Genomic DNA, 14,787 nt, shown 5'->3' with positions numbered 1-14,787 from the left:
TCACTCTTTCTCCATGTTCAGCGGAAAATGACAGGCAAACATGTGGTTTTTGGCCCCCGTCAGACGCGGTGTTTCAATGCATTTACGCTGGGCATAAGGGCAACGTGGCCCCAGGCGGCAGCCAATCGGCAGCGATTCCAGCAGCGGGATAGCGCCAGGCAGGGTATTGAGACGGCTTTTATGCGGCATTGAACGCCCAAAATCTGGAATGGCGCGAATTAATGCCTGGGTATACGGATGGTGCGGAATTGCCACCAGATCTTCGCTTGGCGCGGTTTCCACTGTTTGTCCGCAATACATCACGTTTATCTTATCGGCCCACTGGCTCAGCATTTGCAGGTCGTGGCTGATAAGCAAAATGGTGGTGTTATTGTTCTGGTTCAGGCGCGTCAGCAGACGGAAAATTTGCGCCTGAGTGGTTGGTTCCATGGCGTTGGTGGGCTCATCGGCAATCAACAAACGCGGCTGGTTCGCCAGCGCAATCGCAATCATCACCTTCTGGCATTCGCCGTCGGTCAGCTCGTACGGGAAGCTGCGCATCGCGTCTTTGTGATCTTTAATCCCCACGCGGTGCAGTAGCTCAATCGCGCGACGTTTACGCCAGCCAAAGCGCTGCCACCAGCGGCCTTTATACGTCCAGCCGGGGATGTTCTGCATTAACTGACGACCGATTCGTTCAGACGGATCGAGACACGATTGCGGCTCCTGAAAAATCATCGACACGTTGTGCCCGACCAGACGGCGACGCTCGCGGTTCGAAAGACGTAGCAGGTCGATATCATCAAAACGCATACGGTCGGCGGTCACGCGCCAGTTATCTTTCGTCACGCCACAAATGGCTTTAGCAATCAGGCTTTTGCCCGAGCCAGATTCGCCCACCAGGCCGCGAATTTCACCTTCTGCCAGCGTCATGCTCACGCGGTCAACGGCTTTCACCCAGCCTTCGCTGGTGCGAAATTCAATGGTGAGGTTACGGATATCCAGTAAAGGCATTATTGCACCCCCGCTTCAATGGCGCGGCGAATGCCGTCGCCCAGCAGGTTAACCAGCAAAACGCTAACCATAATCGCGGCACCCGGCAGCATCACGGTCCACGGCGCGACATAAATAAGCTCCAGCGCATCGCCCAACATCGCCCCCCATTCCGGGGAAGGGAGCTGTGCGCCCAGGTCGAGGAAACCTAACGCAGCGATGTCCAGAATCGCCATCGAAAGCGCACGGGTGATTTCAGTGACCAGCCCTGAAGCGATATTTGGCAGCACGGCAAACCAGAGAATATTCAGCGTGGTGGCACCGTCCAGGCGTGCGGCAACCACGTAATCTTTTTCCAGTTCGTCATGCACCATGCTGTAGACGGAACGCACCATACGCGGCAGCAGCGCCAGCCAGACGGCAAACATCGCGTGCAGCAAATGCGGCCCGGAAAACGCCACCACAATGATCGCCAGCAGCAGGGAAGGAATAGAAAGCAGGGTGTCGAGGATATGGTTCAATACCGCAGAGCGCAGACCGCGCGTCGAGCCTGCAAATGCGCCTAACACCAGGCCACACAGCGTTGCGCCAAGTGTCACCACAAACGCGCCGCCAACAGTCGGAGCCGCGCCGCTCAACAAACGGCTAAGCACATCACGGCCTAAGTCGTCGGTACCCAGGAAGAATGAGACTTCGCCATAACGTGACCATGAAGGCGGCAGCAGTTGGTAGCCCAAAAATTGCTGATCGATACCGTAAGGCGCAAACCAGGTGCCGAAGATGCACAGCAACGCCAGCCCGAGGCAGCCGTACAGACCGATCATCGCCGTGGTATCGCCGTAGAATTTACGCCACACGGTGCGCAGCGCCCCTGGCGGGCGCTTTTCCAGATAGACGCTATCGTAAGGCATACCATTCCTTATGTTTCAGTGGGTTAGCCATTGCACCCAAGATATCAGACAACACGTTCACAATGATCACCAGCGCGCCAATGACCATCACGCCAGCGGAAATCGCAGCGTAGTCCTGCTGGCGAATGGCGTTAATCATCCAGCGCCCCAGGCCCGGCCAGCTAAAGACCATTTCAGTGATCATCGCCAGCGTCAGCATCGTGGAGAACTGCAAACCTAAGCGCGGGATCACCGGCGGCAGGGCGTTATGCAGCACATGGCGACGCAAAATAGTCAGGCGCGACACACCGCGTGTGGCGGCAGCTTTCACATAGTTCGTGTCATACACGTCGATGGTGCTCAGACGCATCAGGCGCACCACTTCAGTGGTCGGCGCGACGGCCAGCGTTAACACCGGTAGCACCATATGGCGCAGGGCGCTCATGATCATCTCATCTCGCCACGGGGAATCTGACAGCCACGCATCAATCAGCGCAAAACCAGTGACGTTTTTCACTTCGTACAACAGGTCAAAACGGCCGGACACCGGGAGCCATCCCAGCGTCAGCGAGAAAAACAGCGTCAGCAGCAGCGCCAGCCAGAATACCGGAATGGAAAAGCCGAGCAGGGCGAGGGCGCTGATCAGGTTATCCTGCCACTTGGAACGCATAATCCCGGCCAGCATGCCGACGGGAATGCCGACCAGCAGCGCCAGACCAAACGCGAGAATGCACAGTTCCATGGTGGCCGGGAACACTTCTTTAAGCTGATCGGAAATCAACTGGCCGTTAATGCTGGAGACGCCGAAGTCCCAGTGCAGCAAACCCTTAAACCAGAACAGCCAGGCGTTGCCCAGCGAAGCGCCTTGCAACGGCGCGTGCGGCGTGAAGTAGCTCAGGCTGAAGCCGACAAACGTCAGCAGAAAAAGCGTCACCAGCAACAGCAGCAGACGACGAAGAGTAAAAATGATCATGGTTTTTTCACCTCTTCCTCTTTTTCACGCGAGACGCCCGCAAAGGAGGCGCTGCCGAATGGGCTCAGCACCAGCCCTTTGATGTCATAACGATAAGCCTGCAAACGCAAAGAGGACGCCAACGGCAGCACCGGCAGCTCTTTGGCGAGGATCTGCTGCGCTTCGTCGTAGGCATCAATGCGCGAGGACAACTGCTGTGAAGCCAGCGCTTTTTGCAGCACGCTGTCAAATTCACGGTTGCACCAGTGAGCAAAGTTCGTTTGCGAACCAATCGCCGCGCAGCTCAGCAGCGGACGGAAGAAGCTGTCCGGGTCGTTACTGTCTGTCGCCCAACCGGTCAGCGTCAGGTCATGGTTCATGTCCATCAGACGGGCTTCCTGAAAACGGCCTTCAACGGGCACTATAATCACCTTCACGCCGATTTGCGCCATATCCGCCTGAATCAACTCGGCGGTCTTCAACGGGCTCGGGTTCCACGCCTGCGAGGTGGTCGGTACCCACAGCCGCAGCGTCATTTTTTCCAGCCCCAGCGTCTTGAGTTGCTCACGCGCCTTCACCGGATCGTATTCGGTAATTTTAGCTTCATTGTCGTAAGCCCAGGAGGCTCGCGGCAGAATAGAGGCTGCGGTTTCAGCCGTGCCGTAATAAATCGACTGCATCAGGCGTTGGTTATTGATAGCCAGCGCCAGCGCGTGCCGAACAGCAGGATTGTTCATCGGCGGCTTATCGGTATTGAACGCCAGATAAGCGATATTCATGCCAGGGCGCAGCGTCAGGCGCAAACGAGGATCGTCGCGCAAGATGGTCAACTGGCTGGCAGCAGGCCACGCCAGCACATCGCATTCGCCGGTCAGTAACTTCGATAAACGCCCGGTGCCGCCGGAACCCAAATCGACAACCACTTGGGGCATCAACGGCTGGCCGCGCCAGAACTCAGGGTGGCGTTGCAGGCGAATGTATTGCCCTGCGCGATATTCATCAAGCTGATACGGCCCGGTGCCGACAGGCTGGCGGTCGAGCAATTCTTGCCTGTCGATTTTGCTGAGATTCGCCGCGTATTCCGCCGACATCACCGACGCGTAATGGGTGGCTAAATGCCAAAGGAACGACGCATCCGGGCGCTTAAGGCGAAATTCAACGGAACGGCTGTCGAGTTTGCGCACGCTCTCAACGCTGTCGGCAAACTGCAGGCTGTCAAAATAGGGGAAGTTTGGCCCGTTGACGTTATGCCACGGGTGATTGCGGTTGAAAATACGCTCGAAGGTAAACACCACGTCATCGGCATTCAGCGCGCGGGTGGGTTTGAACCAGGCAGTTTTCTGGAACTGAACGCCGTTGCGCAGGTGGAAGCGGTAGGTTGCGCCGTTATCCAGCACCTCCCAGCTTTCAGCCAGTTCAGGCACCAGACGATAGGTGTAAGGGTCAACATCCAGCAGGCGATCGTAAATCTGTGCCGCAAGGGTATCGACAATCAGGCCGCTGCCCGCTTTCTGCGGATTAAAGGTATTCACCTGTCCGCTGACGCAGTAGACAAATCCGCTGTCACGAATGTCGCCGTGCGGGGCCAGTGCTGGAGGCGTGGCGGCCATGGCGCTGCCACACAGTAATCCCATTGCTGCCAGTAAGGCGGATAAATTCAGGCGCATAATTTCTTCATAATTCAGACCGATCTGCAAAGTGTATCGCACTTCTCACGGCCAGGTACAAATCTCTGTGATCAACCCTGACCCTGACTCGGAATATGCTCCAGCCATAATCAGGAATAACCGGCTTCAGTCTGGCTGCATATTCTGGCAACCGGCAGATTTTTCGGCGAATTCAGAAGGCATCATCCATCCCAGCGCAGCCTGCTTCAGGGTAAAGACAATCTGCTCTTCGGTGAATCGTGGCTTTTTCATCGGTGCTACAGATAGTGACCTGCGCAGAATACCTTCACTCTATATACAGAATTGTCCATTGAAATTGTGAACAGCGACGATGTAAATAACGATGTCACTGTTGTTACGGTTCAGCTCGTTGACGTGGGAATCTTCGCCATTTAGGGCGGGGAGAAGCCACATTATGCTTCATCCGTGGGTAAGAAAAGAGCATTGTTCAAAAGCATACCAGGCATACTTCTGGTTTAACAATCTGTTAAATCAGTGAGGGGATAAATTATATGGTCAGATGATTCATCAAACGGCCTTATCGCGGCTAACCCTGGTAGGGGGTCTGGACAAAAAATAACATCATCTGCCGATGGCGGTTTCTTTATTCGCTGGCTCAATCCGGACGACGGTTTTTCACTTTACCTTCAGCGATTAGATTCGATGGGTAACTTGCAATTACCGTTATCATCCCCAGGTACGGAAGGAATTCTGGTTTACCAGAGAAATGAACAATATTCTACTACTGTTTTTTAAACTTCAAAATAAAGGAAGGATAATCATGAAAGACGATAAAGTGACAGGAAATGTTATATTGTACACTGATGTAAATTATCAAGGAACTACTCTGGAAGTTGCCCCTCACGATAATATACAGATAGCAACCGACAGCACCTGGGAATATAGGTCGGCCAGGTTAAATGGGAATGAAGTATTTGTATCCGCCCCTCAGGAAACTCTTTCCCCTCCGATCCCTGGTGTTTTAGATCTTTATCAAGAGTTCTATACAACAGATGATATACCTGATTTTGCTTCCTTCATTACATTCATTGACCCAACCCATGAATGCTATATCATGCCACTTGTGGCTGACGATATTGTGGTATCAATGAATGTTGACCAGCATTCTCAGCGAGGTTATCTATGCGGATTATCCGCAGCAGCGACGGAGCCTGATAATATGCAAATGGCAGCATATGATTTCGATCAAGAAAGTAAGACCGGAACGCTAGCCATTCTTAACCGAACAAATTTATTGTCCACTGTTATTTCTTCCTACATTTACATGCACCCAATGCCAATTCCTACCCCGCAACGTTCAATGCCCGATCAGTACACACTGACCAGTGGATTAAAAGAAATAATTGGAGCATCATTTTTAACAAGTGTTTCTTATAACAATGATACTGTCACTGTATCAAGTGAACCTTATGATAATGATGGCACTTCATATTCATGGGGTGCGGTAACTAAAATCACCGAAAATAATTTTATGGTAGATTTTCTGATCACATTACCTACTCCATATTGCGTAGTTTATAAAGACCCTAATTATCAGGGTTATGCATCTGAATGCGATAATGATATGTGGTTTCTAATGAGTTCTCCGACAGGTGAATGGTATCTAAAATCTATAGAAATAGATCCAGAACAGATTTTGGATAGCAAGGTTATTGCATGGACAGAATTTTCGTTTGATGACCTTGCCTATAATTTTAATAACTATTCCGTGTCAACATATTTGAACAGCAATGTGGCTGACATAACCACAGAATTTAGTTCTTTTACTAAAGATATAAATGCCTTAGTCTTTAATTCCGGTGTTTCTCCTGTATATCTGAGAATAACCAATACCAGCAACCCAACTGCATGGCAAGATTTAATTATAAGCTCTCAATATAATCATGAAGGTATAGAAGGAGCTAAGATTAATTTCTACTGCACGGGTAATCCTGATGTTTCATTACCTATTATGAGTACCTTTGATAAGGGGCTTGAAAACCCAATTGCTCCTGGTGTGTTAGGCAGTGTTGTTATTTTACGCTACGGCCAATTAAACAGTGACGGAACCGCTCAGTGGTTAGGGCAGACTGAAGTAACATTCACATATAATACCCATACAGGAATAATGACTGCAGAACTGAGTAGTTCGCGTCCATATAGTTTTAATATAAATTCATTAATCAATAATTCGGATGGTTCATACACATTGGAACTGGAAGGTTGCGTATGTGCATGTTGATGCAAACTATCAATGTCGTCTATTCAATGAATGTTGCAGGTGAAAGCGACAAAATATAATCTCAGAAATATAGTGAATTACCTCTGAAAAAGTTGTCCTTCAGACGCATCCAGGTCAGAGGACAACTTTAGTTTTAATGCGACCTTTTCTTGGGGGCATACGCTGAATCAATATTTCCCGGAACCTCGATACGGTCACTCGCAAATTCCTTACTGAGACTGTAATTAAAATTGTGTCATTGCTTAAAACGGAGCTTATCCCACGTGAAGAGAATTGTGCTTAACGGGGGGATTGTTTTTATGCCTCTGTTTTTCAGTTCATTACGCAATGCGTGACTGGAGTACGCCTTGTCAGCCAGCACCGTGCCGTTCTGACGCTGTACACCAATACCGTCCAGAAGGCGCAGCGCAAACTGGCTTTCAGGGGCCATATCGCTCAGGTAATTCACGCTCTCTATTGTTCCCTGCAACACCCGCTCAAAGCTGATGCTTCTTCAACAAAGCCCGAAGCTGGTGATAAGTCAGCCCCAGGAACTCCGCTGCTTTTTTCTGATTAAAGCGGGCCTGGTGTAAGGCTTGTTGCAGCAGGTCTTTTTCTTGCTGTTGCTGAAACTCGCGAAGATCCAGCGGCAGCGTTAGCTCACTTTTTTCAGCCTTAATCTCAGCAGCAACCGGGCGCTGGAACGGGTCGACGATGATGTTATCCAGCGGTTCGTCTGCGTTGCCGTGGCGATACACCGAGCGCTCGACCACATTCTTTAGCTCACGGATGTTGCCTGGCCAGCTGTAATGCTGAAGGGTCTCTTTGGCGTGATCAGTAAACCCGGGGAACAGCGGCATTTTTAGCTCGCGGCACATCTGGATGGCGAAGTGTTCTGCCATCAGCATGATGTCGCTCTGGCGATCTCTCAGCGGTGGCAGTTGAACCACGTCGAATGCCAACCGGTCGAGGAGGTCGGCGCGGAAGGTGCCATCGCTGACCATCTGCGGCAAATCCGCATTGGTAGCACAAACCAGACGCACGTTGACCTGCAGCGGCTGGCTGCCGCCCACGCGTTCCAGTTCGCCGTATTCAATCACTCTGAGCAGTTTTTCCTGCACCAGCATCGGGGCGGTGGCTAATTCGTCGAGGAATAACGTGCCGCCATCGGCGCGTTCGAAACGTCCGGGATGGCGTTTTTGCGCCCCGGTAAAGGCTCCCGCTTCGTGACCAAACAGCTCCGAATCGAGCAGGTTTTCGTTCAGTGCCGCGCAGTTCAACGAGATAAACGGCCCTTGCCAGCGGGAAGAGAGGAAGTGCAGGCGGTTGGCGATAAGCTCCTTCCCGGTGCCGCGTTCGCCGATGATCAGCACGGGTTTATCCAGCGGGGCGAGCCGCGAGACTTGCTCCAGCACCTCGATAAAGCTGTTCGCTTCGCCGAGCAGGTTATCCTTGTAGTCTGCCATGATGAAATTCACCACTCGTTAGTGTAATTGACCACTTTACTGTAGCGGCAGTGTGGCGAAGATTCAATCACAACCAGATAAATCAACAAGATAAAAAGTTGGCACGCAACCTGCAATAACCCATCAGCAGGGCCATGCCCGATAACATAACGACGTATGAGGATGTGAATGATGGGTATTTTTTCTCGTTTTGCCGATATCGTGAACGCCAACATCAACTCCCTGTTGGAAAAGGCTGAAGATCCACAAAAACTGGTCCGCCTGATGATTCAGGAGATGGAAGACACGCTGGTCGAGGTGCGCTCCACTTCAGCCCGCGCGCTGGCGGAGAAGAAACAACTGACTCGCCGCGTAGAGCAGGCAAACGCACAGCAGGCCGAATGGCAGGAAAAAGCTGAGCTGGCACTGCGCAAAGAGAAAGAAGATCTGGCGCGTGCCGCGCTGATTGAAAAACAGAAGCTGACCGATCTCATTACCAGCCTGGAACATGAAATCACGCTGGTGGATGAAACGCTGACTCGGATGAAAACCGAGATTGGCGAGCTGGAAAACAAGCTGAGCGAAACCCGTGCTCGCCAGCAGGCGCTGACGCTACGCCATCAGGCGGCAAACTCTTCCCGCGATGTGCGCCGTCAGCTTGATAGTGGCAAGATTGATGAGGCGATGGCGCGTTTTGAATCGTTCGAGCGCCGCATTGATCACATGGAAGCCGAAGCGGAAAGCCACCGTTTTGGTAAGCAACAATCGCTGGATCAGCAGTTTGCCGACCTGAAGGCGGACGACGATATCAGCGCGCAAATCGCTGAACTGCGCGCCAAAATGAAGCAGGATAATCAATAATATTGCCCGGCGGCACGCGATGTGCCGCCGCTCATCATCTGTAAGGAGACCTCATGAGCGCGCTTTTTCTTGCCATACCGCTGACGTTATTTGTGCTTTTTGTCCTGCCGGTCTGGCTGTGGCTGCACTACAGCAACCGTTCCGGCGATGAACTCTCACAGAGCGAACAGCAGCGTCTGGGCCAACTGACGGACGAAGCCAAACGGATGCGTGAACGTATCCAGGCGCTGGAAGACATTCTCGATGCGGAACATCCGAACTGGAGAGAAAAATAATGGCGGGATTAGATTTCAGTAAAAAGCTGTGGCGTATTCCGCAGCAGGGCATGGTGAAGGGCGTGTGTGCCGGGATTGCGCACTGGCTCGACGTTCCGGTGAAACTGGTGCGTCTGATTACCGTGCTGGCGATGATTTTTGGTCTGTTTTTCTTTGTGGTCGTGGCTTACCTCATTTTGACGTTTGCACTCGATCCTATCCCGGACACTGAAATGTACGGTGAAAAAATGCCGGGCAGCGGCGAATTGCTGAGTGCCGTAGACGCCGAACTGGCCGCGGGCGAAAAGCGCCTGCGCGAGATGGAACGCTATGTCACCTCAGATACTTTTTCTTTACGTAGCCGTTTCCGTCAGCTTTAACGGAGAGTGAATTGATGAAACAAAACTGGCAGCGAGCCGGGCAGAAAGTGAAACCCGGCCTGAAAATTGCGGGCAAGCTGGTGTTGCTGACTGCACTGCGTTACGGCCCGGCGGGCGTTGCCGGTTGGGCTATCAAATCAGTGGTGCGTCGGCCGCTGAAGATGTTACTTGCTGTGGCGCTTGAGCCTGTGCTGGCTCGTCTGGCAAACCGGATGTCCCGCAAGTATTTCTCCTGAAAACGGGGGAGGGCACTCCCCCTCGCAAGCTTATCTCTGCAACAAATTTCTTTATTATTTGCGTCAGTTCACAATAAATGAACTGCGGCCTCGCTGAACCCCGATTTTACGTTTTTTCCGCTTGTTGTTGCGTTGACAACCCATTTTCGTGGGAGTAGATTCCCCTTCGTGGGACCGCTACCATGGAAAATGAAACGTGACAAAAATGATTAAATCTCTGCTCGCTAACCTTTACGGTGAAACATTTTCACCGGCACATCAGGACCGACTTTTTGCGAATATCGAAAAGGCGAAGGAATCTATTAATGCGCCGCGTAAAAGAAACTGGGATCAGCAGGATGTGGTCCTTATTACTTATGCCGATCAATTTCGCCAGCAGGGCAGGAAAAGCCTGCCAGTATTTACCCAGTTTTATAATCAGTGGTTGAAAAATTCTTTTTCTCACGTGCACCTTCTTCCTTTTTATCCGTGGTCGTCCGATGACGGATTCTCCGTAATGGATTACCATCAGGTCGCGCCCGACACCGGCGACTGGCAGGATGTTGCCGACCTGAAACAGTCTTCAAGGCTGATGTTTGACTTTGTCTGCAATCACATGTCGGCAAAAAGTGACTGGTTTGCCCGTTATCTGCGTCAGGAGGCAGGCTATGAAAACTTCTTCCTTGCCGTTGACCCGGCAATGGATCTCAGCGCGGTGACGCGCCCGCGTGCGCTCCCTTTACTGACCCCCTTCACGCTGAAAGACGGCACCACTCGCCATCTGTGGACCACCTTCAGCGACGATCAAATAGACCTTAACTTTGGCGACCCGGAAGTCCTGCTCGCGATGGTGGAGGTGCTTTTGCATTATCTGCAGGAAGGCGCAGACTATGTGCGCCTGGATGCCGTCGGGTTTATGTGGAAAGTTCCCGGCACATCCTGTATTCATCTTCCGCAAACGCATGCTTTGATCAAACTGTTCCGTGCCATCACCGAAGAGGTGGCGCCAGGCACCGTCATCATCACTGAGACCAACGTCCCGCACAAAGACAACATCGCTTACTTCGGCGACGGCACGGATGAAGCGCAGATGGTCTATCAGTTCTCATTGCCGCCACTGGTGCTGCATGCGATGCACACGACGAAAGTAGAAACCCTTTGCCGCTGGGCACAGGGGCTGACCTTGCCCTCGTCGCAGACCACCTGGTTCAACTTCCTCGCCTCTCATGACGGCATTGGCCTTAATCCGCTGCGTGGTATTTTGCCGGAAGATGAGATCCTGACGTTGGTGGACAAACTGCAGCAACAGGGGGCGCTGGTAAACTGGAAAAACAACCCGGACGGGACCCGCAGCCCTTACGAAATCAACGTCACCTATATGGACGCACTGAGTCCAAAGGAGAGCAGCGACGACGATCGTCTGGCGCGGTTTGTGCTGGCCCATGCACTGTTACTGAGCTTCCCGGGCGTCCCGGCTCTCTACATTCAAAGTATTCTGGGCTCGCGTAATGATTATGCTGGCGTGGAAACGGCAGGCTATAACCGTGCCATCAACCGTCAGAAATATGATCTGGCTGAGATAGAAAGCGAGATGGCGATTGGCGGCGGTTTGCGTGTACGGGTGTATCACCAATTGTGTCATCTGCTGGCGCTGCGTCGGGAACTGCCTGCTTTCCACCCCGATGCGGAAGCCGAATTTTCAACACTGAATGAACACGTCTTACAAATTAAACGAGATAACGGAAAGCTGACCGCACTATTTAATTTCAGCGAGCGGCCGCAGACAATAATTCATGAATGTAAAAACGCCAGGGAGTTAATTAACGGGGTTGATATTAATACTTCAAATTTAACCCTTGATCCGTGGCAAGTCATGTGGATTCGGAATACCTAAAAGGACGATAAAATGAAAATAGCGAAAACGGTGCTGATAACAGCACTGGTTTCCTGCACCCTGATTTCAGGCTGTCGGGATGATAATAAAACCGTCACGATCGAATTTATGCACTCTTCGGTGGAACAGGAACGTCAGGCTGTTATTAATCAGCTGATCGAACGTTTTGAAAAGGAAAATCCAGGCATTGTGGTGAAACCTGTTCCCGTCGAAGAAGATGCTTTTAATACCAAAGTGATTACCCTGGCGCGAACCGGAGCGCTACCGGCGGTGATGGAAGTCAGTCACGATTACGCCAAAGTACTGGATAAAGAACAACTGCTGGACCGTGATGCGGTTGCGAAGGCGATTACGGATACTGGCGAAGCGCAATTTTATGACGGCGTGCTGCGAATTGTGCGCACCGAAGATGGCAAAGCGTGGACAGGAGCGCCAATCAGCGCCTGGATCCAGGGCGTCTGGTATCACAAAGATGTGTTTGCGGCGGCGGGTATCGCTGAACCTCGCAACTGGCAGGAACTGCTGACGGCCAGCAAGGCATTCAGCGATCCGACGAAGAAAAAATATGGTATTGCGATGCCGACGGCGGAAAGCGTGATGACTGAGCAGGCGTTCTCGCAGTTTGCGTTGTCGAATAACGCCAACGTGTTTGACCGCAATGGCAACATCTCCCTGGATACGCCAGAAATGCGCAGTGCGCTGACGTTTTACCGCGATTTAGCCACCACCACGATGCCAGGCTCCAACGATGTCATGGAGATCAAAGATGCCTTTATGAACGGCTCAGCGCCAATGGCCATCTATTCCACCTACATTCTCCCGGCTGTTTACAAAGAGGGCAAACCGTCTGAAATCGGCTTTATGGTGCCGACGGAAGCGTCCCCCGCGGTGTACGGCACCGTAACCTCATTGACCATTACCTCCGGGCTGGAAAAACAGCAGACCGAAGCGGCAGAAAAATTTGTCACCTGGATGGAGAAACCGCAGAACTCCGCCGACTGGGTAATGATGTCGCCAGGCGCTGCCTTGCCAATGACCAAAAGCGTGGTTGAGACCGCAACCTGGAAAGAGAACGAGGTGATCAAGGCTTTTGGTCAGTTGCCGTACGAGCTGATTGCCCAATTCCCGAACGTGAAGGTGTTTGGCGCGGTGGGGGATAAAAACTTCACTCGCATGGGGGATGTGACAGGTTCCGGCGTGATAAGCGCGATGGTGAATGCCGTCACCGTTGGTAAAAAACCCGTCGAGCCCCTGCTGGCGGATGGCCAGAAACGGCTTGATGCCCTTGTTAAGCAGCCCTAAAAGGCGGAACACCGAATGATGAAGAAGTTCATGTCGGGCCGCTCCGACTTGCCGTTTGCACTGATGTTGCTTGGCCCCAGTCTGCTGCTACTGGCAGGGCTGGTGGCCTGGCCGATGCTCTCCAATATTGAGATAAGCTTCCTGCGTTTGCCGCTCAACCCGCGTATCGAGTCGACGTTTGTCGGGCTGGATAACTACATCCGTATTCTGAGTGACCCGGGTTTTTGGCACTCGCTGTGGATGACCTTCTGGTACACCGCGCTGGTGGTGCTGGGTAGCACGGCGCTGGGGCTGGGCGTGGCGATTTTTTTCAACCGCGAGTTTCGTCTGCGTAAAACCGCGCGTTCGCTGGTATTGCTCTCCTATGTCACGCCCTCGATCTCGCTGGTGTTCGCCTGGAAATACATGTTCAACAACGGCTACGGCATTGTGAACTATCTGGGCGTGGATCTGCTTGGACTCTATAAGCAAGCGCCGTTGTGGTTCGACAACCCGGGCAGCAGTTTTGTGCTGGTGGTGCTGTTCGCCATCTGGCGCTATTTCCCGTATGCGTTCATCTCGTTCCTGGCGATTTTGCAGACCGTGGACAAGTCGCTGTATGAAGCGGCGGAGATGGACGGCGCGAATGCCTGGCAGCGTTTTCGCATCGTCACGCTGCCAGCAATCATGCCGGTACTGGCAACGGTTGTTACGCTGCGCACCATCTGGATGTTCTACATGTTCGCCGACGTTTATCTGCTGACGACGAAGGTCGATATTCTCGGCGTCTATCTCTACAAGACCGCGTTCGCCTTTAACGATTTGGGCAAAGCGGCGGCGATTTCCGTGGTGCTGTTTGTGATTATTTTTGCAGTCATTCTTCTGACCAGAAAACGGGTGAACTTAAATGGCAACAAATAAACGTCGCTGGAACCGCGTGCTGTTTTACCTCGGCCTTGCGCTGTTCCTGGGCTTCACGCTGTTTCCGTTCTTTGTGATGCTGATGACCTCGTTCAAAAGTGCGAAAGAAGCCATCTCGCTGCACCCGACGCTGCTGCCGCGCGAGTGGACGTTCGAGCATTACATCGACATTTTTAATCCGCTGATCTTTCCGTTCGTCAGCTACTTCCGCAACAGCCTGGTGGTGTCTCTTGTTTCGTCTGCCATCGCGCTGTTCCTCGGGACGCTCGGAGCGTGGGCACTGTCGAAATTGCGTTTTCGCGGTCGCGAAACCATTAACGCCAGCTTCTACACCGTCTATATGTTCTCCGGCATTTTGCTGGTGGTGCCGTTGTTCAAAATCATCACCGCGCTTGGTATCTACGACACCGAGCTGGCGCTGATCCTGACAATGGTGACGCAGACGCTACCGACGGCCATTTTCATGCTGAAAAGTTACTTCGACACCATCCCGAATGAGATCGAAGAAGCGGCGATGATGGATGGCCTGAACCGTTTTCAGATCATCTTCCGCATCACCGTGCCGCTGGCAATGTCCGGGCTGATTTCGGTGTTTGTCTACTGCTTTATGGTGGCGTGGAATGACTATCTGTTTGCCTCGATTTTCCTCTCCAGCGCGGAAAACTTCACGCTGCCAGTAGGGCTCAACACGCTGTTCAGCACCCCTGACTATATCTGGGGAAGAATGATGGCAGCTTCGCTGGTGACAGCGCTGCCGGTCGTGATCATGTACGCGCTCTCAGAGCGCTTTATCAAAAGTGGTTTGACCGCCGGTGGCGTTAAGGGCTGAGGCGG

Annotated in this window: 15 protein-coding genes and 1 pseudogene; 9 read left to right on the top strand and 7 right to left on the bottom strand. The window is 52.4% G+C overall.

Features of this window, described 5'->3' with window-relative positions; genetic code table 11:
* The 5 genes from sapD to ACLW56_RS00510 all read right to left on the bottom strand — a co-directional run bounded on the left by sapD (window position 1) and on the right by ACLW56_RS00510 (window position 4,733).
* Complete coding sequence (sapD, locus tag ACLW56_RS00530) at window positions 1–993, bottom strand: putrescine export ABC transporter ATP-binding protein SapD (protein WP_330981866.1); 993 nt, start codon at window positions 991–993, stop codon at window positions 1–3.
* Window positions 993–1,883 carry a putrescine export ABC transporter permease SapC gene (gene sapC, locus ACLW56_RS00525; RefSeq protein ID WP_330981865.1) on the bottom strand — a complete coding sequence of 297 codons (891 nt, stop codon included), beginning with the start codon at window positions 1,881–1,883 and terminating at the stop codon, window positions 993–995. The genes sapD and sapC overlap by 1 nt, the downstream gene beginning before the upstream one ends.
* Complete coding sequence (gene sapB / locus ACLW56_RS00520; protein WP_330981864.1) at window positions 1,870–2,835, bottom strand: putrescine export ABC transporter permease SapB; 966 nt, start codon at window positions 2,833–2,835, stop codon at window positions 1,870–1,872. Before sapB ends, sapC begins: the two co-directional genes overlap by 14 nt.
* Window positions 2,832–4,481: an ABC transporter substrate-binding protein SapA gene (gene sapA, locus ACLW56_RS00515; protein ID WP_330981863.1), complete on the bottom strand. Its 1,650-nt coding sequence runs from the start codon at window positions 4,479–4,481 to the stop codon at window positions 2,832–2,834. Before sapA ends, sapB begins: the two co-directional genes overlap by 4 nt.
* A gap of 126 nt (window positions 4,482–4,607) precedes the next feature.
* On the bottom strand, window positions 4,608–4,733 hold the full coding sequence (locus ACLW56_RS00510) for a hypothetical protein (RefSeq protein ID WP_330981862.1): 126 nt from the start codon (window positions 4,731–4,733) through the stop codon (window positions 4,608–4,610).
* Between the two features lie 529 nt (window positions 4,734–5,262).
* Between ACLW56_RS00510 and ACLW56_RS00505 the strand changes: the two genes are divergently transcribed.
* A complete protein-coding gene (locus ACLW56_RS00505) occupies window positions 5,263–6,723 on the top strand; it encodes a hypothetical protein (protein WP_330981861.1) in 1,461 nt (486 codons plus the stop codon).
* A gap of 283 nt (window positions 6,724–7,006) precedes the next feature.
* On the opposite strand, the pseudogene ACLW56_RS00500 reads toward ACLW56_RS00505, so the two are convergent.
* Together ACLW56_RS00500 and pspF are read right to left on the bottom strand one after the other, a co-directional pair.
* Window positions 7,007–7,150, bottom strand: a pseudogene (locus ACLW56_RS00500) (IS5/IS1182 family transposase); the annotation flags it as partial.
* 49 nt (window positions 7,151–7,199) lie between these two features.
* Window positions 7,200–8,183: a phage shock protein operon transcriptional activator gene (gene pspF / locus ACLW56_RS00495; RefSeq protein ID WP_330981860.1), complete on the bottom strand. Its 984-nt coding sequence runs from the start codon at window positions 8,181–8,183 to the stop codon at window positions 7,200–7,202.
* Between the two features lie 156 nt (window positions 8,184–8,339).
* On the opposite strand from pspF, the gene pspA reads away from it, so the two are divergent.
* From pspA to ACLW56_RS00455, 8 genes are all read left to right on the top strand, one after another.
* On the top strand, window positions 8,340–9,008 hold the full coding sequence (gene pspA, locus ACLW56_RS00490) for a phage shock protein PspA (protein ID WP_330981859.1): 669 nt from the start codon (window positions 8,340–8,342) through the stop codon (window positions 9,006–9,008).
* Window positions 9,009–9,061: 53 nt separating this feature from the next.
* Window positions 9,062–9,283, top strand: coding sequence for an envelope stress response membrane protein PspB (gene pspB, locus ACLW56_RS00485; protein WP_330981858.1), 222 nt, complete (start codon window positions 9,062–9,064; stop codon window positions 9,281–9,283).
* A complete protein-coding gene (gene pspC / locus ACLW56_RS00480) occupies window positions 9,283–9,642 on the top strand; it encodes an envelope stress response membrane protein PspC (protein ID WP_330981857.1) in 360 nt (119 codons plus the stop codon). Before pspB ends, pspC begins: the two co-directional genes overlap by 1 nt.
* 14 nt (window positions 9,643–9,656) lie before the next feature.
* The gene (gene pspD, locus ACLW56_RS00475) at window positions 9,657–9,878 is read left to right on the top strand and encodes a phage shock protein PspD (protein ID WP_330981856.1); all 222 of its coding nucleotides are present in this window, start codon (window positions 9,657–9,659) and stop codon (window positions 9,876–9,878) included.
* A gap of 205 nt (window positions 9,879–10,083) precedes the next feature.
* Window positions 10,084–11,751 carry a sugar phosphorylase gene (locus ACLW56_RS00470; protein ID WP_330982098.1) on the top strand — a complete coding sequence of 556 codons (1,668 nt, stop codon included), beginning with the start codon at window positions 10,084–10,086 and terminating at the stop codon, window positions 11,749–11,751.
* Between the two features lie 12 nt (window positions 11,752–11,763).
* Window positions 11,764–13,053 carry an ABC transporter substrate-binding protein gene (locus ACLW56_RS00465; protein ID WP_330981855.1) on the top strand — a complete coding sequence of 430 codons (1,290 nt, stop codon included), beginning with the start codon at window positions 11,764–11,766 and terminating at the stop codon, window positions 13,051–13,053.
* Between the two features lie 18 nt (window positions 13,054–13,071).
* Complete coding sequence (locus ACLW56_RS00460) at window positions 13,072–13,953, top strand: sugar ABC transporter permease (RefSeq protein WP_330982096.1); 882 nt, start codon at window positions 13,072–13,074, stop codon at window positions 13,951–13,953.
* Window positions 13,940–14,782, top strand: coding sequence for a carbohydrate ABC transporter permease (locus tag ACLW56_RS00455; protein ID WP_330981854.1), 843 nt, complete (start codon window positions 13,940–13,942; stop codon window positions 14,780–14,782). The genes ACLW56_RS00460 and ACLW56_RS00455 overlap by 14 nt, the downstream gene beginning before the upstream one ends.
* Window positions 14,783–14,787: the final 5 nt, after the last annotated feature.

Source organism: Pantoea sp. sgz302252, assembly GCF_047713085.1.
Classification (GTDB): Bacteria; Pseudomonadota; Gammaproteobacteria; order Enterobacterales; family Enterobacteriaceae; genus Scandinavium.
This window is presented reverse-complemented; position numbering and strand designations above follow the sequence as displayed.